Source organism: Pseudomonas sp. H3_C08, assembly GCF_054669455.1.
On record NZ_CP162803.1, the window covers coordinates 2,413,261 to 2,433,389 of the forward strand.

General features: G+C 58.2%; 17 protein-coding genes, 2 tRNA genes and 1 pseudogene. 10 read left to right on the plus strand and 10 right to left on the minus strand.

Features of this window, described 5'->3' with window-relative positions; translation table 11 throughout:
• Positions 1–5 precede the first annotated feature (5 nt).
• On the minus strand, positions 6–1,064 hold the full coding sequence (locus tag AB4N74_RS11200; RefSeq protein WP_460101258.1) for a hypothetical protein: 1,059 nt from the start codon (positions 1,062–1,064) through the stop codon (positions 6–8).
• A gap of 6 nt (positions 1,065–1,070) precedes the next feature.
• Between AB4N74_RS11200 and AB4N74_RS11205 the strand changes: the two are divergent.
• Positions 1,071–1,751: pseudogene (locus AB4N74_RS11205) on the plus strand (tyrosine-type recombinase/integrase); the annotation flags it as partial.
• Positions 1,752–1,757: 6 nt separating this feature from the next.
• Here the strand turns inward: AB4N74_RS11205 and AB4N74_RS11210 are convergent.
• The 8 genes from AB4N74_RS11210 to AB4N74_RS11245 form a co-directional block, all read right to left on the minus strand.
• Complete coding sequence (locus AB4N74_RS11210; protein ID WP_320336662.1) at positions 1,758–2,147, minus strand: hypothetical protein; 390 nt, start codon at positions 2,145–2,147, stop codon at positions 1,758–1,760.
• Positions 2,144–2,512, minus strand: coding sequence for a hypothetical protein (locus AB4N74_RS11215; RefSeq protein WP_320336661.1), 369 nt, complete (start codon positions 2,510–2,512; stop codon positions 2,144–2,146). Before AB4N74_RS11215 ends, AB4N74_RS11210 begins: the two co-directional genes overlap by 4 nt.
• Before the next feature lie 257 nt (positions 2,513–2,769).
• Positions 2,770–2,843, minus strand: a tRNA-Cys gene (locus AB4N74_RS11220).
• Between the two features lie 47 nt (positions 2,844–2,890).
• Positions 2,891–2,966 (minus strand) — tRNA-Gly (locus tag AB4N74_RS11225).
• A gap of 60 nt (positions 2,967–3,026) precedes the next feature.
• On the minus strand, positions 3,027–3,587 hold the full coding sequence (gene pgsA / locus AB4N74_RS11230) for a CDP-diacylglycerol--glycerol-3-phosphate 3-phosphatidyltransferase (protein WP_007950102.1): 561 nt from the start codon (positions 3,585–3,587) through the stop codon (positions 3,027–3,029).
• A 32-nt stretch (positions 3,588–3,619) separates the two neighbouring features.
• Positions 3,620–5,443 carry an excinuclease ABC subunit UvrC gene (gene uvrC, locus AB4N74_RS11235; protein ID WP_093430986.1) on the minus strand — a complete coding sequence of 608 codons (1,824 nt, stop codon included), beginning with the start codon at positions 5,441–5,443 and terminating at the stop codon, positions 3,620–3,622.
• A gap of 2 nt (positions 5,444–5,445) precedes the next feature.
• Complete coding sequence (gene gacA, locus AB4N74_RS11240) at positions 5,446–6,087, minus strand: response regulator transcription factor GacA (protein WP_016984198.1); 642 nt, start codon at positions 6,085–6,087, stop codon at positions 5,446–5,448.
• A gap of 127 nt (positions 6,088–6,214) precedes the next feature.
• Entirely contained in the window at positions 6,215–6,658 is a 444-nt protein-coding gene (locus AB4N74_RS11245) for a GNAT family N-acetyltransferase (RefSeq protein ID WP_093430983.1), read from the minus strand.
• A gap of 733 nt (positions 6,659–7,391) precedes the next feature.
• On the opposite strand from AB4N74_RS11245, the gene AB4N74_RS11250 reads away from it, so the two are divergent.
• Positions 7,392–8,468 carry a 3-deoxy-7-phosphoheptulonate synthase gene (locus tag AB4N74_RS11250; RefSeq protein WP_460100190.1) on the plus strand — a complete coding sequence of 359 codons (1,077 nt, stop codon included), beginning with the start codon at positions 7,392–7,394 and terminating at the stop codon, positions 8,466–8,468.
• A 54-nt stretch (positions 8,469–8,522) separates the two neighbouring features.
• Here the strand turns inward: AB4N74_RS11250 and AB4N74_RS11255 are convergent, their stop codons facing one another.
• Positions 8,523–9,602, minus strand: a complete 1,080-nt coding sequence (locus AB4N74_RS11255; protein ID WP_460100192.1) for a hypothetical protein — start codon at positions 9,600–9,602, stop codon at positions 8,523–8,525.
• A gap of 335 nt (positions 9,603–9,937) precedes the next feature.
• Here AB4N74_RS11255 and AB4N74_RS11260 point away from each other — a divergent pair, with 335 nt between their 5' ends.
• The 8 genes from AB4N74_RS11260 (at position 9,938) to AB4N74_RS11295 (ending at position 20,128) form a co-directional block, all read left to right on the plus strand.
• Positions 9,938–10,807: a lipase family alpha/beta hydrolase gene (locus AB4N74_RS11260; RefSeq protein ID WP_460101123.1), complete on the plus strand. Its 870-nt coding sequence runs from the start codon at positions 9,938–9,940 to the stop codon at positions 10,805–10,807.
• Between the two features lie 98 nt (positions 10,808–10,905).
• A complete protein-coding gene (locus AB4N74_RS11265; RefSeq protein WP_007952068.1) occupies positions 10,906–11,187 on the plus strand; it encodes a peptidylprolyl isomerase in 282 nt (93 codons plus the stop codon).
• A gap of 133 nt (positions 11,188–11,320) precedes the next feature.
• On the plus strand, positions 11,321–13,189 hold the full coding sequence (locus tag AB4N74_RS11270) for an extracellular solute-binding protein (protein ID WP_460100195.1): 1,869 nt from the start codon (positions 11,321–11,323) through the stop codon (positions 13,187–13,189).
• On the plus strand, positions 13,189–14,250 hold the full coding sequence (locus AB4N74_RS11275; protein ID WP_034154280.1) for a microcin C ABC transporter permease YejB: 1,062 nt from the start codon (positions 13,189–13,191) through the stop codon (positions 14,248–14,250). The genes AB4N74_RS11270 and AB4N74_RS11275 overlap by 1 nt, the downstream gene beginning before the upstream one ends.
• Positions 14,250–15,272, plus strand: a complete 1,023-nt coding sequence (locus AB4N74_RS11280) for an ABC transporter permease (protein ID WP_093430971.1) — start codon at positions 14,250–14,252, stop codon at positions 15,270–15,272. Before AB4N74_RS11275 ends, AB4N74_RS11280 begins: the two co-directional genes overlap by 1 nt.
• A 9-nt stretch (positions 15,273–15,281) precedes the next feature.
• Entirely contained in the window at positions 15,282–16,856 is a 1,575-nt protein-coding gene (locus AB4N74_RS11285) for an ABC transporter ATP-binding protein (protein WP_093430968.1), read from the plus strand.
• Between the two features lie 166 nt (positions 16,857–17,022).
• A complete protein-coding gene (locus tag AB4N74_RS11290) occupies positions 17,023–18,429 on the plus strand; it encodes a sigma-54 interaction domain-containing protein (RefSeq protein WP_099756428.1) in 1,407 nt (468 codons plus the stop codon).
• 307 nt (positions 18,430–18,736) lie between these two features.
• Positions 18,737–20,128 carry a GntP family permease gene (locus AB4N74_RS11295; protein WP_093430962.1) on the plus strand — a complete coding sequence of 464 codons (1,392 nt, stop codon included), beginning with the start codon at positions 18,737–18,739 and terminating at the stop codon, positions 20,126–20,128.
• Position 20,129: the final 1 nt, after the last annotated feature.

Genomic DNA, 20,129 nt, shown 5'->3' on the forward strand with positions numbered 1-20,129 from the left:
CCTCCTTACACATGTGGTTCGTTATACAGCTTGCGGTTCTGCAGTTGCTGCGTGGCCTGCTGCATCTGCTGCTCGATAAAGGGCCGCAGCTCGCGGGCCATTTGCGCCGGGTCCTTCGCATCGCCTTGCACGGTGATGTGCAGCGGCGCCGAGATCTCGATGCGCTGCTCGATCTTTGGAGGCTCGACCTTGATCGCTGCAGGCGGAGGAGCCAGCAGTGCCGGTACGCTCGGCGGTGCGGGTTCGCTCAGGGAGCGTGTCACATCTCCCATCGCAGCCGCATCGGCGGCGCGCTCCGGCAACAGGCTCTGCACGGCCGAGGGCGTTGATGCACTTGGGGCAACCGGACTCGCAGCGCCGGGCGCAAATGATCGGGCGATGTTGCCCATCACCGGCGGCAGGTGCTGCCCAGCGTTGGCCATCATCAGTGGCCCGGCATCGGGTACCTTCTTTAAGGTCTCGTCCGCGCCGAACAGCGACTTGCCAAGCGATCCACCCAAGGCATCGCCGCCCATATAACCGAGGTAACCACCGATCAGGCCACCGACGATGTTGCCAATGATCGGCACAGCTGTTCCGATGGCGGCGCCCGCAGCGGCACCGGCCAGCGTGCCCGCCAGGCCACCGGCGGCTTGGCCGTAACCCTCGGCTTTTTCGTCCTGTGTTTCAGCATTCTGATAGGTGTCGTAAGCCTGATAGCCCGCCTGGGCAACGGCGAGAATTGCCGGGCCTTTAATGCCGCCACCGATATTGGCGCCACGGCCACCACCGCCTCGGCTGCCCCCCTTTCCACCTTTGCCCTTCTTGCCATTGCTGTCGGCATCAAGGCCACCGCCATCCAGTCCAGCGCCACCGGGCGGCAAGTTGGTAACGATGACTTTTTGCGGGATGTTCGGGTTGCCCATCAGAGTGCCGCGTCCGATGTTCATCAAACCCTTGCCGACCTTGAAAGCGCTGACGGCCCCCTTGAGCGCAATCAAGCCGGCGACGGCGGAGCCGATACCGGTCGTGACTCGCGGGAACTCATCGGCGAACCCTGCCAGCTTGCGGCTGACATTGTTCATGCCGTCAAGGTGCGCGCCAACCGGGAGATAGCATTGCTTTCAACCATGTTCACCTTTGCCCGCGAATGGGGACTGACCGACAAGGCTAACCCCTGTTTTGGTCTGCGCCGGAACAAGGAAACGCCCCGAGACTATTACGCAGGCGATATCGTGTGGAGCGCGGTTTACTGCCAAGCACCGCAGGAACTGAAGGACGCCATGGATCTGGCATATCTGACGGGCCAGCGCCCGGCTGATGTACTCAAGGCGTCAACGACCGACCTGAACAATGGCTTCTTGATGGTCGGCCAGGGTAAGACAGATAAGCGTTTAAGGATCCGCCTCTATATTGGCGCAGAAGAGACCGACCTGTGTATCTTCATCAACGACTTGCTCGACCGGCGAGCGCAGGCGGGCACCAAAACTTCAGTCTTAATAACGAACCAGGTTGGTCTCCGTATGAGCTACAACATGTTGCGCAACCGCTGGGACGAAGCCAGAGAAAAAGCTGCGACTCAGGCGGCGGCGGCGGGTGACACAGAGCAGGCGGCGAGAATACGAGATTTCCAGTTCAGGGATATCCGACCGAAAGCTGCAAGCGAGATTGAAGACATCGCCGACGCAAGTCGTCTTCTAGGGCACTCAACTCAAGAGATGACGAAAAAGGTCTATCGACGAGTAGGGGAAATCGTGAAACCCACGAAATGAGCGAGATCACTGTTTGTTCTTTATGACCTCAATCAATGTTTCAACAGAGACCGCATTGTTTATTCGAAGTAGCGATCGAACCAACCATATCGCGCAGCCAACTCCGAACAAAATAAAAATCGCAGCCCAGGTGTCAGCGGTGACGCCGAAGGCAGCTTTAAAATTTGACGAGCAGAAAACCACAATTACACCAACCAGTAGGCTAAGCGGCATTTGCCATGCGTCTTTTTTAGCCAAGCATTCCATGTGATTTATAAGCGCAAGTTCCAGCTTATCAGCAGTAATCGTGATCACCTCCTGCGAGATATTGTCATGAATTTGCTGAACTGGAATGAATTGAGATGGCTTCCTACGCGGAACAGGCACCGACTCTGGTGAACCGGGTTTCATAGTCATGCGAAGTCCCCACCGAGCATAAATTGAAACTCCACCTTTCGCATGCCTCCCAGTTTCTGAACTGAGGCCAAGAACGAAACAATCTCTTTGTTGTCCGCCACAGCGATTGGATATGGTGCCGTCAGGCTCTGTCCAAAACCTTTTCCAAAGTTAAAAAATTTTAAAACCAAGCAATCGATGTGAATGCTTTCTGGAGGATTTTCATATTGGACATCAAATCTAGGCTGAGGGCGTTTGTCTTCTGGAAGACTTTCGTCAAAGGACTCATCGGGGAACTCCATCCGTACCGTCAGTTCATCGTCACCCTCTACCGGGCATATGAATGTAACGACGTCGTTATCAGGAACGAAGATTACTTCATTCATTAAAACTCTTCGTCCGCCAATATTCATGCTCAACCATATCCATCAAACAAAACGTTGCATCATATTGCCATCATCTGCAATGGGAATCCAGCCTCTCATTATTTTGCTCCGAGGGCCAAAACCTTCAGATCGCACAGGCCGGATGGCCAAGCTGGTGAATGCAGATTGCGGAACACGTTAGAACAATTGCGGAACACATGATTTTTGGCAGACCAAAAAAAGCCCCGTAGATCGTTGATCTACGGGGCTTTTAATAGTGGAGGCCGAGGTCGGAATCGAACCGGCGTAGGTGGATTTGCAATCCACTGCATAACCATTTTGCTACTCGGCCTCAAAGTATCTGCTGTCAGTAGCACAACAACAAACACTGTACAAACTTGGAGCGGGAAACGAGACTCGAACTCGCGACCCCGACCTTGGCAAGGTCGTGCTCTACCAACTGAGCTATTCCCGCTTGGTGATGCGCATTCTATAGAATTAAGAAGCTCCGTCAACCCCTTGATTCAAAAAAGTTTTATTTCTTTTCAACATCGGTCTTCAGGTGCGGCCAGGCGGCGCGCAGGTACTGCACCATCGACCACAAGGTCAGGCCGGCAGAGACCATCAGCAAGGCATAACCCAAGATAACCCAGAAACTGAAGTCCTTCGGGTTGGCCAACAGAATGACCAGCGCAAGCATCTGCGCCGCGGTTTTCCACTTGCCCAGATTTGAAACGGCTACGTGGGCACGAGCACCAAGCTCGGCCATCCACTCACGCAATGCCGACACCACAATCTCGCGACCGATGATGACAGCAGCCGGAAGAGTGAGCCAGAGATTGCCGTGTTCTTGAACGAGCAGCACCAGTGCCACCGCAACCATGAGCTTGTCGGCTACCGGATCGAGAAACGCCCCGAACGGAGTGCTTTGCTCCAGACGGCGAGCCAGATAACCGTCCAGCCAATCCGTCGCTGCCGCAAAGGCAAACACCGAGGCGGAGGCCATGTAACTCCACTGATAAGGCAGATAGAACAGCAAAATGAAGATCGGAATGAGCAGGACGCGTAGAACGGTAATCAGATTAGGGATATTCATCGGCACAACTGGCTACGAGGTGAAGGGGCATTCTACTCGCTATGCAGGTTCGCATAAATCGACTCTGCGAGCTTTTTACTGATCCCCGGGGCTTTGGCGATCTCTTCGATGCTTGCACGAGTCAGCTCCTGCAATCCACCAAAATGTTTCAACAAGTCGCGACGTCGGGTCGGCCCAACGCCGGCAACGCCTTCCAGCGTTGACGTACGGCGGGTTTTGCCTCGGCGTGCGCGGTGTCCGGTAATCGCGAAGCGGTGCGCCTCATCGCGAATCTGTTGAATCAAGTGCAGCGCCGGCGAGTCGCCACGCAAGGTGAACTCATGCGCCGCATCATTCAGATACAACGTTTCGAAGCCCGCCTTGCGAGTAGCGCCTTTGGCAACACCGAGCAGAATCAGATCTGGTACGGCCAACTCGTTGAGAACATCGCGAGCCATCGACAGCTGGCCCTTGCCACCGTCCACCAGCAAGATGTCTGGCAACTTGCCCTCGCCTTCCTTGAGTTTGCTGAAGCGTCGCGTCAAGGCCTGATGCATGGCGGCATAGTCGTCACCCGCCGTGACCCCTTCGATGTTATAGCGCCGGTAGTCCGACTTGATCGCGCCTTCCGGGCCAAAGACCACACAGGAAGCAACCGTCGCCTCACCGCTGGAATGGCTGATGTCGTAGCATTCCAGGCGCTGCGGCGGTTCATCGAGATTCAACACTTCGGCCAAGGCTTCAAAGCGCGCGGCGGTGTGTTGGCGGTTGGCCAGGCGTGCGCCCAACGCCTGCTCGGCGTTGGTGACGGCCAGTTGCTGCCAGCGTGCCCGCGTACCGCGCACCCGGTGACTGATGGCAAGCTCGCGACCACGCAACTCATGGATCGCTTCGATCAACGTTGGAAAATCTTCATGCACCACGTTGACGATCAGTTCGCTCGGCAAATCGCGCTCAGGGCTGCTGATGAAATACTGGCCAAGAAACGCGGCCATGACTTCCGACACGTCCTCCTCGATGCCGACTTGCGGAAAGAAATTCTTGCTCCCCAACACGCGCCCGCCACGCACACTGATCAGGTGCACGCAGGCGCCACCCGGGTTGACGAATGCCGCGATGACATCGATGTCCCCTGTGCCGCCTTCCATGCTTTGTTGATCCTGAACCCTGCGCAGCAGCGCGATCTGGTCACGCAACTCGGCGGCTCGTTCGAACTCCAGGTTGATCGCCGCCTCCTCCATCGCCGTAGACAGCTCGTTGGTCAGCGCGTGACTGCGCCCCTCAAGAAACATGACCGAGTGGCGCACGTCTTCGGCATACACGTCAGGCTCGACCAGCCCCACGCAAGGCGCCTTGCAGCGCTTGATCTGATACTGCAGACATGGACGGGTACGGTTCTTGTAGTAGCTGTCTTCACACTGCCGAACGAAGAAGGTCTTTTGCAGCAGGCTCAGGCTTTCACGTATGGCGCCGGCACTCGGATAGGGACCGAAGTACTTGCCCTTGGCCTTTTTGGCCCCGCGATGAATGCTCAGGCGCGGAAACTGGCCGTCCGACAGAAACACATAGGGATAGGATTTGTCGTCGCGCAGCAGGATATTGTACGGCGGCCGCCACTCCTTGATCAGCGTCTGCTCAAGCAGCAGCGCTTCGGTTTCGTTGGCGGTGATGGTCGTTTCGACCTGCGCAATGCGCCCCACCAACGCGGCAGTCTTCGGCGCCAGGCCGGTTTTGCGAAAGTAGCTGGCCAGGCGTTTTTTCAGGTTCTTGGCCTTGCCCACGTACAACAGGCGTGCATCGCTGTCGAACATGCGATAGACGCCTGGGCGCCCGCTGACTGTCGACAGAAACGCGCCGGAATCGAATGTTTCAGTCATGGTCAGAGGCTGGCATCAACCATGCCGTGACGAACCGCCAACAGGGTCAACTCGACATCGCTGCTGATCGAAAGCTTCTCGAAAATACGATAGCGGTAGGTGTTCACGGTTTTCGGCGACAGGCACAATTTGTCGGAAATGATCTGAACCTTCTGACAGCCGACAATCATCAAGGCGATCTGAATTTCGCGCTCGGACAAGGCATCGAAGGGAGAGTCGTTGGAGGGCTGGAAGGATTTGATCGCCAATTGCTGGGCAATCTGCGGACTGATATAGCGTTGGCCGGCAAATACCAGGCGAATCGCCTGGACCATTTCCGGCAAACCCGCGCCCTTGGTCAGATAACCCGCAGCACCGGCCTGCAACAAGCGTGTCGGGAAAGGATCCTCCTCACACACCGTGACCGCGACCACCTTGATATCCGGATGACTGCGCAACAGTTTGCGCGTGGCTTCCAGGCCGCCGATGCCAGGCATCTTGACGTCCATCAGCACCACATCGGGCTTCAACTCTCGGGCCTTGATCAGGGACTCTTCCCCGGATTCGGCCTGGCCAACCACCTGCAAGCCATCGATATCGGCCAGCATACGTGTAATGCCTGTACGAACGAGATCATGGTCATCGACCACTAGCACCCTAATCAAGCAGACACCTCGCGATATGGTCATATTGGGATGCCGGACACCTTAGCAAAAAGTGCCACGCAGACCTAGCGGAAAGCGTCATTTAAAAAGTTTCAATTCATCATTGAAGGCTTGCCGGCCGTGGGTTTCAGAGCACATGTGTACTGATATCAAGCTGCATTCGCAGAAAACACTCGTCCGCGCCCTGAACCTGTAGTCCTTTTCTCTCATACAAGTTTCTCGCCGGATTATTTTCAAATACGGTCAGGCGTAGAGCCGGGCGTCTTTCTTTGCGGACCATGTCGATAACCTGATCGATCGCCCAAGAACCAGCACCCTGCCCCTGATACGTTTCAGCAATTTGCAGTTCACGAATGTACAGCGCGCGCATATCCCGACTGAGACTGAGAAAGCCCACTGGCACATCACCCTTCACTATCAGCCAGTTTTGCCGCCCCAACCATGCCACGTCGAACGCTTCGTCCTGCCATAGCAGGTCATGGCGAATGTAGTAGCGCAGCATGTTCTGACAGGTAAGATCACGGGCAAACGCCAGATCTTCTGGAACCGCCAATCGTAAGTGGAATGTCATCAGGCTTGCACAACAGGAACAATTCGCCCCAGCCACGCACCCACGACGCGCTCGGCCTTGACCAACAGATCATCGGCAATGAGCAGAGACTGAGCAGCAGCAATGTTTTGTGTCGACACGGTTCATCCTTGGTCATCAAGCGAAGTGCAGAATGTCACAACTCCAGCGCGACGCTAGCAATAGATGTTTTGTTGATTACGCGATAGCAATTTCTGATTGCTGAGGCGTATCGGCCTCTAGTAAGCTCGGCCCATTCATTGGAGACAGACCATGTTCAACGCCCTCTCACAGCTTCGTACCGCCAGCGCCTTGCGCTCGGTTGCGGCTGCCCGGGTGAATGACGTTTGCGCTCCGGTCAGCTTTTATTTTGGGTATTGGTTTAGCCACTGGCGCGCCTGATACCCAAACGGCGCCCATAACAACGGGTCGCCTACCAGAGAATTCTCAACCCCCGGTCGGCCTCCCGACCGGGGGTTTTGTTTTTTCAGCCCCAAACTTTTCAGCAACACACCAGACACTTTGAGGATTCACGAAATGAACTACGCCACTTATTACCGTTACGACAGCTTTAACGCCTGGCGATTTACCAGCTTCCGCTCGGGACAGCCTGCCGCCTCCGATCGGTCACCTACAGGTGGCAAGCACACACACGTAGCCAATACGGCCAATTGTCGAACACCCCAGTAGGGCCGAGCGAGCGGGAGAACCCGCCGCCAGCCCAGGAAGACCGAATATGAACTCGTCCGTTTCTGCTCTGCCGCTGTCCACTCTGAATCCTGCCAACGAAGCATTGACTCTGCGTCTGCCCAGCTCGTTGCAACTCAGACAGCAATTGCCCCTGAGCAATGCCTTGAGTCAGCAAGTCACCGCCCACCGTCAGGCGGTTCGCGCCATTCTCAACGGCCAGGATCAGCGCCTGCTGGTCATCGTCGGGCCCTGCTCTATCCATGATCCGCAATCCGCACTCGAATACGCTGGCAAGCTCGCTCGACTGGCTGAAGAAGTCAGCGGCGAAATGTTGTTGGTGATGCGAGCCTATGTCGAAAAACCGCGCACCACGGTTGGCTGGAAAGGTCTGGCCTACGACCCGCATCTGGATGGCAGTGATGACATGGCTGGCGGTCTCACGCTTTCGCGCGAGCTGATGCTGGAAATGATCCGCCTCGGTTTGCCGGTGGCCACCGAGCTGCTGCAACCCATGGCTGCCGGCTACTTCGATGACCTGCTGAGCTGGGTGGCCATTGGCGCGCGTACCACTGAATCGCAGATCCATCGGGAGATGGCCAGTGGATTGGGCATGCCCGTCGGCTTCAAGAACGGCACCGACGGCGGTGCCGCCATTGCGGTGGACGCCATGCGTTCGGCAGCCCATCCGCACCGGCATTTCGGCGTCGATAGTCAGGGCCATCCAGCCATCATTCAAACGCCAGGCAACCCCGACACCCACCTGGTTCTGCGCGGCGGCCATAAAGGGCCGAACCATGATCGCGAGAGTGTGGCCAAAATCCATGCCGACCTGGATCGCCTGAAGATTCCGAGCCGGATCATGGTCGATTGCAGCCACGCCAACAGTGGCAAGGACCCGCTACGCCAGCCTGGCGTCTTCAACGAAGTGCTTGAGCAACGCCTGCAAGGTGACCGTTCTCTGATCGGCATGATGATCGAGTCTCACCTGTTCGAGGGCTGCCAGCCGCTGAGCGAATCCCTGCGTTACGGGGTTTCGATTACCGATGGCTGCCTCGGTTTCAGCGCAACGGAGCGTTTGCTGCTGGACGCCTCTCAACGCCTCAGTACACAGACAAAAGGCTGATTATCCGGCCAGCCCCGCGGTTTTATTGCAAACCGCAGGGCTGGTCACGCCGCGTTACCCCTCCACTCGCACCTGTGTGGCCGCAGACGTCTGACTGACATCGTCCAGACGTTCAACCGTGTAGGCCACCCGCACGGTCGTGCCATGGTGCTCACGCCAGAATCGGTGCGGCACAATGAAGATCAGCGGCTTCCCCGCCGTCTCCCGAGTGATTTCACGGTCATCCCGATGATTGAACAGCTCCCCGTCGCACTTGAGATAGACCAACTCGCCTTCCTGCGTCCGGGCATTACCGATCACGATGGTGACGCCATCGACGGAGTCCTCTTTCAACAGCACGCCGTCTTCAGCTTCAAGTACATCGGGAGCCTCAAGCTCTCCCCGCAGGAACGGGGTAACGAGAATTCTTGCCGCCTCGGACTCGCGAATGACTCCGCCCGCCTGCTCGACCTGATAGCGCACCACCACCTCGCCGCCGAGATGAGCAGCGATGTGCGCCCCTTCAACCCAGAATGACAGTACGTCTGCGACAGCAAAGGCTTCGACCTTCAAGCTGTCGCTGAACGTTGCGGACAATGCGTCAGCGCCCCACAGCAACGTGACTCGATCCCCCGCCGCCATTCGGGCATAAGGCTGGAGCACGATAAGCGTGCCGTCCGGCACCCGCGCCGGATCCAGCGCCCCTCCGATGGCCCCCTCGACAATCGGTGCAAGCAATTGTGGCCGGACATCCCCCACGGACAAATGCACACGGGCAGACACCGCCGGTTCAGCCGAGCGCGCACTGAGCAGTTTCCAGTAGACCGCCAGCGAACCGCCATCCAGTGCAGCGATGTGCAGGCCTTTGATCACGAAAACGATGTCTTTGCCGACCTGGGCTTCGCTGATATAGCGAACCATTTCATGCTGATAAGCAAAGCCCTCTATGTCCAGACCGTCCCAACTCAAGAGCAACTGATCGCCGCAGCTCATGTTTGCATAAGGAGCAATACGGACAACGACCTTGCCCAGCGATGGATCAAGCACCGCCCCCTTCAGACTATCAACGGTTGCCGCTGGCAGCAGTTCGTTCGAAACACAGGGGCTGGCGGGGTGGCGCATCCGGTAGCAAAACTCGACTTCGTGCGTGTGCATTAGTGGCTCCATTCCTTGGAAAGAACGCCGCTTTCATGGGCGGCGTCGACAGCCAACATTGAACGCTATTGCGCACACTTTCGATGTCAGCCTCAGCCGCCGCGAACATCCGGCAAAGGCCTCCCACCGGGTAGGCAAACTACGCAAAAACGCCATCAACCGAGCGAAAGATGTCCTCAACTTCCGATTCGGATTTCATAAGTATCTGAAAATTCGTACAGCCACTAGTCCAGATTCAACGGCCAAGAGAAGCCCCTTCTTACTTCTTCAACGGGATGAGTGTTTTAGAGTGGCCTCCGGATTCCCCGATGAACTTCTGCGAAAAAGGTAAGAACATGCAACGGAATGCTTCAACTCGCTATCCCGTCCTGTTGGTACATGGCCTGTTCGGATTCGAGCGCATCGGTCACTTCGAGCTGTTCCATGACGTAAAGGACGCTCTGAAAACGGCCGGCAGCCGAGTGTTTGTTCCGCACCTTTCTGCCACCCATAAAAACGAAACCAGGGGTGAACAATTACTTGCACAGATTGATCGTGTCTTGCGAGGCACAGGTGCAGACAAAGTCAACCTCATAGGACACAGTCAGGGAGCGCTGGCTGCTCGATACGCTGCGGCGCTCGCGCCACACGCCGTCGCTTCCGTAACCTCCGTCAGCGGCCCGAATCACGGTTCGGAACTGGCCGACTTTCTGCGTAAGGCCCTGATACCCGGGCGACTGCCGGAGGTCGTCGCCCAAAATATAGCGACGCTATTTGCCGATTTTCTATCGTTGCTCAGTGGCAGTGCCACCTTGCCGCAGAACGCACTGGCGGCGCTCAATGCACTAACGACCGAAGGCGTAGGCGAGTTCAACGACAAGTTTCCGCAGGGATTGCCCAGCACTTGGGGCGGACAAGGCCCGGAACAGGTCAACGGCGTACGCTATTACTCATGGAGCGGCGTCCTGCCGGCCAACAGCCCGTCGACACTCGATCCAACCCAAAGCATTTGCCACGCGTTATCGCAGTACTTCATGACCGAAACGCAGCAGAATGACGGCTTCGTTGGCCGCTTCAGTTCTCACTTGGGGCAAGTGATCCGCTCCGACTACCCGCTGGACCATCTGGGCAGCCTGCGCCGCACGGCCAGCACGGCAACCGCACTGCCCGACCCGATTGAGCTGTACGTCGAACATGCTGAACGTTTGCAAGCCGCGAATCTCTGATCAAGGCCACGGACAATCGAACGGAACTTTGCCGAGAATTCGCCCACTGAATCCGGTAGGCTCCACACTTTTACTGAAATAGATTGGAGAGTTTCCCCATGGCTAAAGCCACTGCCCGCCACATCCTGGTTTCCAGCGAAGCCAAGTGCAACGAACTCAAGGCCCAGATCGAAGGCGGCGCTGATTTCGCCGAAGTTGCCAAGGCCAACTCTACCTGCCCATCGAGCCGTCAGGGCGGTGATCTGGGTTCGTTCGGTCCTGGCCAGATGGTCAAGGAATTCGACACCGTGGTCTTCAGCGCGCCAATCAACGTCGTGCAAGGTCCGGTAAAAACCCAGTTCGGTTACCACCTGCTGGAAGTCACCAGCCGTCAGGACTGATCCGTCGCCTGATTGCTTGCCAACGGCCCGCCTTCTGGTGGGCCGTTGTGTTTCAGTTACATATACGGCTGGCGACTGACGCGCCTCTCGCGTACAACTTGCGCTTATCGATTTCCCGGTTCCAAGGCTGACAATGCGACTGGTTTTCCCCACATTGATGCTCACCGCCCTCGCCCTGTTGACGGGCGCCATCGGCGCAAACGCTGCACCGCAACACGCGTTGACCGTTTATGGCGAGCCTGCCAAGTATCCTGCCGGTTTCAGTCATTTCGACTACACCAACCTGCAAGCGCCAAAGGGCGGGACAATGCGCCGCTCGGCCATCGAGATCGGCCACTTCGACCATGTCCTTCCTTATATAGACAAAGGCATCGGCGTCACTCAGATCGATGGCTTGCTCTATTCGCCGCTGGCCCAGCGTTCGCTCGACGAGCCTTACACGGTCTACGGTCTGGTCGCGCAAAAGATGGAACGCTCGGACGATGGTCTGTCGCTGCGCTTCTACATCAATCCCAAGGCACGCTTCGCCGACGGCAAAGCGATCACCGCCGAAGACGTGCGTTACACCTACGATTTATTGATGACCCAGGGCAGCCTGCGTTATCGCACCCAGTTTGCCGACGTCAAAGGCGTCGAAGTCGAAGCGCCGCTAACCGTGCGCTTCGATTTCAAGAGTAATGAAAACCGCACCCTGCCACTGGACATCGCGACCCTGCCGGTATTCCCCGAGCATTGGTGGAAGAGTCGCGATTTCGCCGGCGGCGGCGGTTATGAAGCCCCCTTGGGCAGCGGCCCGTATCGAGTCGGCAAGGTCGATTCGGGGCGCAGTATCACGTTTGAACGCAACGCCGACTGGTGGGGCAAGGATCTGCCGGTCAGTCGTGGCTTGTACAATTTCGATCATTTCAGCATCGAGTACTTCGGTGATACCGACGTCGCCCGCCAAGTGCTGCGCGGTGGCGCTTATGACTACAACCGCGAGTTCTCGGCCACCGGCTATTCAATCGGCTACGACAGCCCGGCACTAAGCGATGGGCGTTTGCAAAAGGCGCATCTGGCCACCGAGGCTCCCCAGTCGGCCCAAGGCTTTGTGTTCAATCTGCAGAAACCCATGTTCGCCGATCGCCGCGTACGCCAGGCACTGGCCATGCTGTGGGACTTCGAGTGGAGCAACCGGCAGATGATGCGCGGTATGTATATCCGCCAGCAGAGCTACTTTTCCAACACGCAACTGGCGGCAAGCGAACTGCCCGATGCGCAGGAACTGAAAATCCTCGAACCGCTGCGCGGCCAGGTTCCCGAAGAGGTTTTCACTAAAGTCTTCGAGGCGCCGAAAACCGATGGCAGCGGTGTCATCCGTGACAAACAGTTGCAGGCCCTCGAACTGCTCGAACAGGCGGGCTGGAAACCGGATGGCGATCAGTTGGTGAACGCCCAGGGCGAACCACTGAGCTTCACCTTCCTGGTCAGCCAGAACGGCATGGATCGCTTGCTGCTGCCGTACAAGCGCACGCTGAAACAGATCGGCATCGATCTGAACATCCGCCGTATCGACTCCTCGCAATACGTCAATCGCTTGATGAGCCGCGACTACGACATGATCGTCACCGGCTACCCGGTCAGCACCTCGCCGGGGGGCGAATTGCTCAATTACTTCGCCTCCGCGTCGGCCAACGACCCAGGCGCGAACAACTACATGGTGTTGAAAAATTCTGCCGTGGATACGTTGATCAACGGCCTGATCCGCGCCTCCACCCAGTCCGACATGCTGCATTACGCGCACGCCCTGGACCGGGTCCTGCAATGGAATTACTACTGGATTCCCAACTACTATCCACCGGGCACCTCGACCGTGTGGTGGAACCGCTTCGGCATACCGTCGGTGCAAGCCAGCAATGACGAAGCCATCGAGAGCTGGTGGGAAATCAGCAGCACACCGCTGACCAATCAGCAGATGACCGCGGAAAAAATTGCCCGTGGCAGACCCGGAGGGCCGCACTGATGTGGGGTTACATACTGCGGCGCCTGCTGCTGATCATCCCGACGCTGGTGATCATTCTGCTGGTCAATTTCGTGATTATCCAGGCCGCGCCCGGCGGTCCGGTGGAACAGGCCATCGCTCACCTGCAAGGGATCGGCGGCGCCAGTGTCGGCGGCGGCGCCAGCGAAACCATGAGCGGTACTTCCCGCGCCAGTCGCGGCCTCGATCCGCAACTGATCAAGGACATCGAAAAACAGTACGGCTTCGACAAACCGGCCCATGAACGTTTGTGGCTGATGCTGAAGAACTACGCACAACTGGATTTCGGCAAAAGCTTTTTCCGTGGCGCGACAGTCACCGACCTGATCCTGGAAAAAATGCCGGTGACCATTTCCCTCGGGCTATGGGCGACACTGATCACCTATCTGGTGTCGATCCCGCTGGGGATCCGCAAGGCCGTGCACCATGGCAGTCATTTCGATATCTGGAGCAGCACGGCGATCATCATCGGCTACGCGATGCCGGCGTTTCTGTTTGCGATGTTCCTGATCGTGGTGTTTGCCGGCGGCACGTCGCTGAACTGGTTTCCGGTGCGTGGCCTGGTGTCGGACAACTTCGAATCGCTGTCGACCCTCGGCAAAATCGCTGACTACTTCTGGCACCTGGTGCTGCCGGTCACGGCGCTGGTGATCGGCGGTTTCGCCACGCTGACCATCCTGACCAAGAACTCGTTTCTCAATGAAATCACCCGCCAGTATGTGGTGACCGCGCGCGCCAAAGGCCTGAGCGAGCGTCGCGTGCTGTACGGCCATGTGTTCCGCAACGCGATGCTGCTGGTGGTGTCCGGCATTCCTCAGGCATTCATCAGTGTGTTCTTCGCCGGTTCCTTGCTGATCGAAGTGATCTTCTCCCTCGATGGTCTTGGGCGCATGAGCTACGAAGCAGCAGTTTCGCGGGACTATCCGGTGGTGTTTGGTTCGCTGTTCATCTTTACCCTCTTCGGCCTGCTGATAAAACTGGTGGGTGACCTGTGCTACACGCTGGTCGACCCGCGCATCGACTTCGCCGCGAGGAACGCCTGATGTTCAAGCTCTCGCCTCTGGGCCGCCGGCGCTTCGAGCGCTTCAAGAAAAACCGTCGTGGCTGGTGGTCGTTATGGCTGTTTATCGGCCTGTTTGTGGTGACACTGGGTGGTGAGTTGATCGCCAACGACAAGCCTCTGGTCGTCAGCTATCAGGACCAGTGGTACTTCCCGGTGTTCAAGCGCCACACCGAGCAGGAGTTCGGCGGACAGTTGCCGTTCCAGGCCGATTACCGCAGCGACTATGTGCAGAACCTGATTCGCAAAGACGGTGGCTGGCTGCTGTTCCCGCCGATTCCGTTCAGCGATGACACGCCGAACTACGACCTCAACAAACCGGCGCCGAGCCCGCCGACGGCGGTCAACTGGCTGGGCACTGATGATCAGGCGCGAGACGTGCTCGCGCGGGTGATTTTCGGTGCTCGGGTGTCGATTCTGTTTGCCTTGATGCTGACCTTTGTCAGCGCTCTGATCGGCATCGCCGCCGGGGCATTGCAGGGCTACTACGGTGGCTGGGTCGATTTGCTCGGGCAGCGCTTGCTGGAAGTCTGGTCGGGGCTGCCAGTGTTGTACCTGCTGATCATCCTCTCCGGTTTCGTCGAGCCGAATTTCTGGTGGCTGCTGGGGATCATGGCGCTGTTCTCATGGCTGGCGCTGGTGGATGTGGTGCGCGCCGAGTTCCTGCGCGGGCGCAATCTGGAGTACGTCAAAGCTGCTCGTGCGCTGGGCCTGAGCGACCGCAAGGTGATTTTCAGGCACATACTGCCCAATGCGATGAACGCGACACTCAGCTACTTGCCGTTCATTCTGACCGGTGCCATCTCCACCCTTACCGCACTGGATTTCCTCGGTTTCGGCATGCCCGCCGGCAGTGCTTCGCTGGGTGAGTTGATCGGTCAGGGCAAACAGAATCTGCAAGCGCCTTGGCTCGGGTTGACGGCATTTTTCACCCTGGCGCTGATTCTTTCTTTATTGGTGTTCATCGGCGAAGCGTTGCGTGACGCGTTCGACCCTCGATCCTGAAGCGTGGCCATGACTGACAACCTGATTGAAATCCGTAACCTCAACGTTGCCTTCCATGACCAGAGCGTGGTGCGCGACCTGTGCCTGGACATTCGCCCCGGTGAGTGTCTGGCCCTGGTTGGCGAGTCGGGTTCAGGCAAATCGGTGACTGCCCATTCGATTCTGCAATTGCTGCCCGAAAGCGAAGCGCAAACCACTGGCAGCATTCGCTATCGCGGACAGGAACTGATCGGCGCCGATCCCAAAGTCTTGCGCGAACTGCGTGGCAACCGCATCGCCATGATTTTTCAGGAACCGATGACCTCGCTGAATCCGCTGCACACCATCGAAAAACAGATCGGCGAAACCCTGCTGCTGCACCGTGGCCTCGGCGGCAAAGCGGCGCAGGCGCGGATCCTCGAACTGCTCGGACTGGTGGGCATCCAGAAGCCCAAGGAACGCCTCAAGGCTTACCCGCATCAACTTTCCGGCGGACAACGACAACGGGTGATGATCGCCATGGCCCTGGCCTGCGAACCGGAGCTGTTGATCGCCGACGAACCGACCACCGCGCTTGACGTGACCGTGCAGCGCAAGATCCTGCTGCTGCTCAAATCCCTGCAACAGCGCCTGGGCATGTCGCTGCTGCTGATCAGCCATGACCTCAATCTGGTGCGCAGCATTGCGCAACGCGTGTGCGTGATGAAGGCCGGGGAAATCGTCGAGCAGGCACCCTGCGAAACCCTGTTTACCGAACCGAAGCATCCTTACAGCTGCGTGCTGCTCAACGCCGAACCCGAAGGCGAAGCACTGCCTCGGGATGAGCGCGAAAACGTGCTGGAAGTTGACGATCTCAAGGTTGAGTTTGTCGTCGGTGGCGGTCTGTTCCAGCGTAAGCAGTACCTGCGGGCGGTGGATGGCATCAGCCTGAGCATCCAGCGTGGCAAGACGCTGGGCATCGTCGGCGAGTCGGGTTCGGGCAAGTCGACGCTGGGTCAGGCGATCCTGCGTCTGCTCGACTCCGAAGGCAGTATCCGCTTTCAGGGCGAGGCACTCGACGGTCTCAGTCAGAAGCAAATGCGCCCATGGCGCCGCCAGATGCAGGTGGTGTTTCAGGATCCGTTCGGCAGCCTCAGCCCGCGCATGTCAGTCGCGCAGATCATCAGCGAAGGCCTGGAAGTGCACTGCGAGTCGACGGCTGATGAATGCGATGAGCAAGTCATCCGTGTACTCAAAGAGGTCGGTCTCGACCCGCAAAGTCGCCATCGCTATCCCCACGAATTCTCCGGTGGCCAGCGCCAACGCATCGCTATCGCCCGAGCTCTGGTGCTGAAACCGGCGCTGATCCTGCTTGATGAGCCGACGTCGGCGCTGGATCGCACGGTGCAGAAACAAGTGGTCGCCCTGCTCCGCCAGCTTCAGGAAAAACACGGTCTGACCTATCTGTTCATCAGCCACGATCTGGCGGTGGTGCGCGCCCTGGCCCACGACATGATCGTGATCAAGGACGGCAAAGTGGTCGAGCGTGGCGCCAGCCATGAGGTGTTTGATGCGCCGCAGCATCCGTACACCAAAGAGCTGTTGGCGGCGGCGCATCCGGGGTAGGCGTCATATGTGTTCGGCGTGAAACCGGGTCGAGGCTTTCGCGAGCAGGCTCGCTCCCACAAGGTTCACGCCGGACACAAAATTTGGCCACGACCCAATCTACTGTGGGAGCGAGCTTGCTCGCGAAAGGGCCGGCACAGGCAACATACAATCAGGATCAGCCTCCATGAACACCACCGAAAGCCTCAAGGACTACCAACGGGTGCGCACCCTGGCAATCCGTTCGCTGTTCGAGATCATCGAGCAGTCCAGCGAAGGCACGGTGATTGTCGATCGCGATGCCAACATCGTCTGGATGAACGAGCGCTACGCTCGGCGTTTCGGTCTTGAATCGGCTGCAGGCGCGATCGGCAAACCCTGTGAAAGCGTGATTCCCGGCAGCCTGTTGCGGGAAGTCGTGCGCACCGGTCGCCCTATTCTTCTGGACATGCAGGACACGCCGAAGGAGCCTTTGGTGGTGATGCGCCTGCCGATCCACGATGACGCCGGCACGGTGATCGGCGCGATCGGTTTTGCCCTGTTCGACGAGTTGCGCACGTTGTCGCCGATGCTCAAACGCTACTTGAGCATGCAGGAAGAACTGGCCTCGACCCGTTCTCTGCTGCGCGCCCGGCAGACCAAATACAACTTCGCCCATTTCATCGGCACCAGCGCCGCCAGTCTTGAAGTCAAACGCCGCGCCCGGCGCAGTGCCAGCGCCGAGTCACCGGTGTTGCTGCTCGGTGAAACCGGCACCGGCAAAGAGCTGCTGGCCCAAGCGATTCACAGTGCCTCGCCACGGGCGCACAAAGCATTCGTCAGCATCAACAGCGCGGCAATTCCCGAGGCACTGCTGGAGGCGGAATTTTTCGGCACGGCACCGGGCGCGTTCACCGGCGCCGACCGCAAGGGTCGCACCGGCAAGTTGCAAATCGCCCAGGGCGGCACGTTATTCCTCGACGAGATCGGCGACATGCCGCTGCCCTTGCAGAGCAAGCTGCTGCGCGTGTTGCAGGAAAAGGAGTTCGAACCGGTCGGTTCCAACGACGTGATTCAGAGTGACGTTCGGGTGATTGCCGCGACTTCGACCGATCTGCAAGCGGCGATCAAACGCGGTGAGTTCCGCGCCGACTTGTACTACCGCCTCAATGTGTTGCCGATTCAAGTGCCGGCGCTACGTGAACGTCTTGATGACCTGCCAGCGCTCAGCGAAGCCATTCTTGAAGAACTGCGCAGCCAGCATGAACTGCACGGTGATGCGCTGGCATTGCTCGGACAGCACGCGTGGCCGGGGAACATTCGCGAACTGCGCAATGTGCTGGAGCGAGCGGCGTTGCTCAGTGATGACTTGATGCTGACCGAGCAGGATATTCGTGCGGCGATTGGCACGTTGACGCCGGTCGAGCGTGCGCTGACGCCAATGGCTGAAGCGTCGGTGTCTGAGACGTTCACCGAGGCGCGGGCGCGTTTCGACCGGCAACTGATTCAGTCGACCCTTGTGCAATGCGCGGGAAACGTGCCGGAAGCGGCGGCTCGACTGGGGCTTGGGCGGTCGACGTTGTACAAGAAAATGGTGGCGTTGGGAATCGCCTGAATCTCCATATAGAGACGTTAATCTCTATATGTAGATATGCACAAAGGAGTGCTTCGCACTCATCGCGAGCAGGCTCACTCCTACAGTTTTACCGGTGTACACATCCCCCCTGTAGGAGTGAGCCTGCTCGCGATGACGCCAAATCGATCAACACCATCTCAAAACAGAGACAAACAACTCATTCGCCACTCAATCACTCAGATTAACTTCATATATTTCAATTGCTTACGTATCTGGCACAGATCTCGCTAACACCTCTCCCACACCCGTTCTACCCACAAAAATAACAATTCTGGAGAGACACACCATGAGTGTGATCATTGCCTTGGCAGCCCTGGCGCTGCTAATGCTGGCCGCCTACCGTGGCTACAGCGTTATCCTCTTCGCCCCGATTGCCGCCCTCGGCGCGGTTCTGCTCACCGACCCTTCCGCCGTCGCCCCTGCGTTCACCGGGGTGTTCATGGAGAAAATGGTCGGCTTCATCAAACTGTATTTCCCTGTATTCCTGCTCGGTGCCGTGTTCGGCAAGTTGATCGAACTGTCGGGCTTCTCCCGTTCGATTGTCGCGGCGGCCATTCGCTTGCTCGGCACCAAGCAAGCGATGCTGGTGATCGTGCTGGTCTGCGCTCTGCTTACTTACGGCGGCGTGTCGCTGTTCGTGGTGGTCTTCGCGGTCTATCCGTTTGCTGCCGAGATGTTCCGCCAGAGCAATATCCCCAAGCGGCTGATCCCGGCCACCATCGCTCTCGGCGCTTTCTCGTTCACCATGGACGCCCTGCCGGGCACGCCGCAGATCCAGAACATCATCCCCAGCACCTTTTTCAACACCACCGCATGGGCGGCGCCGTGGCTGGGGGTGATCGGCACGATTTTCGTGTTCTGCACCGGCATGCTGTTTTTGCAGCGGCAACGCAACAAGGCGCAACGTGCTGGCGAAGGCTACGGCACTGAATTGCGCAACGAGCCGGAAACCGCTGAAGATCTGAAACTGCCAAACCCATGGCTTGCCCTGTCGCCATTGCTGGCGGTGGGCATCATGAACCTGCTGTTCACCCAATGGATTCCGCAGTGGTACGGCAAGACCCACAGTCTCGCGCTGCCGGGCATGGCGGCTCCGGTGACCACCGAGATCGCCAAACTGACGGCGATCTGGGCCGTGCAGGCGGCTTTGCTGGTCGGCATTCTGATGGTGCTGGCGTTTGGCTTTCAGGCGATTCGCAGCAAGCTCGCCGAAGGCAGCAAAAGTGCCGTAAGCGGCGCATTACTGGCGGCGATGAATACCGCCTCGGAGTATGGCTTCGGCGCGGTGATCGCGTCGCTGCCAGGCTTTTTGGTGCTGGCGGACTGGCTCAAGCAGATTCCCAATCCGCTGGTTAACGAAGCCATCACCGTGACCCTTTTGGCCGGTATCACCGGTTCCGCTTCCGGCGGCATGAGCATTGCGCTGGCGGCGATGTCCGAGCAGTTCATCAGTGCGGCCCACGCCGCGAACATTCCGCTGGAAGTGCTGCACCGCGTCGCCGCGATGGCCAGTGGCGGCATGGACACCCTGCCGCACAACGGTGCGGTCATCACCTTGCTCGCGGTGACGGGCCTGACCCACCGCGAAGCCTACAAAGACATTTTCTGTATTACGCTGATCAAGACCCTGGCGGTTTTCGTAGTGATCGGCACCTTCTACGCCACTGGCATTGTGTGAG